This window comes from Bartonella sp. A05 (genome assembly GCF_026930145.1).
In the GTDB taxonomy this organism is placed as follows: domain Bacteria; phylum Pseudomonadota; class Alphaproteobacteria; order Rhizobiales; family Rhizobiaceae; genus Bartonella.
This window is the reverse complement of the sequence record NZ_JANHOJ010000015.1, coordinates 1-1180: the sequence shown is the minus strand read 5'-3', so window position 1 is coordinate 1180 and position 1180 is coordinate 1. Positions and strand designations below refer to the sequence as shown.

Annotated in this window: 1 protein-coding gene; it reads left to right on the top strand. The window is 44.2% G+C overall.

Annotated features, from left to right (window positions below; translation table 11 throughout):
- Positions 1–1176, top strand: a 1176-nt coding sequence (gene tuf, locus NPX98_RS06575) for an elongation factor Tu (protein WP_269023350.1), incomplete at its 5' end; no start/stop codon positions are given.
- Positions 1177–1180: the final 4 nt, after the last annotated feature.

Here is a 1180-nt window from a genome sequence, read left to right as displayed (position 1 = left end):
ATGGCGAAGAGCAAGTTTGAACGTACAAAACCACATGTTAATATTGGTACGATTGGTCACGTTGATCATGGTAAGACGTCGTTAACGGCAGCGATTACGAAATATTTTGGTGAATTTAAAGCATACGATCAAATTGATGCGGCTCCTGAGGAGCGTGCTCGTGGGATTACGATATCCACAGCGCATGTTGAATATGAAACAGAAGATCGCCACTATGCGCATGTTGACTGCCCGGGTCATGCGGATTATGTTAAGAACATGATTACGGGAGCAGCACAAATGGATGGTGCTATTTTGGTTGTTTCTGCTGCCGATGGTCCGATGCCGCAAACGCGTGAGCATATTTTGTTGGCGCGTCAGGTTGGAGTTCCTGCAATTGTTGTTTTTCTGAATAAGGTTGATCAGGTTGATGATGCTGAGCTTTTGGAACTTGTTGAACTTGAAGTTCGGGAGTTGTTGTCCAAATATGACTTTCCCGGTGATGAGATACCAATTGTTAAGGGATCTGCATTAGCAGCACTTGAAGATTCGGATAAAAGTATTGGTGAAGATGCCGTTCGTCTTTTGATGAGTGAAGTTGATAAGTATATACCGACGCCTGAACGTCCGGTTGATCAACCGTTTTTAATGCCTATAGAGGATGTTTTTTCGATTTCTGGTCGTGGAACAGTTGTTACGGGTCGTGTTGAACGTGGAATTATTAAAGTTGGAGAAGAGATTGAAATTATAGGGATTCGTCCAACTTCTAAGACGACAGTAACGGGTGTCGAAATGTTCCGTAAGCTTTTGGATCAAGGACAGGCTGGTGACAATATTGGTGCGTTGCTTCGTGGTGTTGATCGTGAAGGAGTTGAGCGTGGGCAGGTTTTGGCGAAGCCAGGTTCTGTTACACCGCATACCAAGTTTAAGGCTGAGGCGTATATTTTGACGAAGGATGAGGGTGGCCGTCATACTCCGTTTTTTACGAATTATCGTCCTCAATTTTATTTCCGTACTACAGATGTGACAGGGATCGTTACGCTTCCAGAGGGCACAGAAATGGTTATGCCTGGTGATAATGTTGCAATGGATGTTTCTTTGATTGTTCCGATTGCAATGGAAGAGAAGCTTCGCTTTGCTATCCGTGAAGGTGGTCGTACTGTCGGTGCGGGTATCGTTTCTAAAATCATTGAGTAATTAG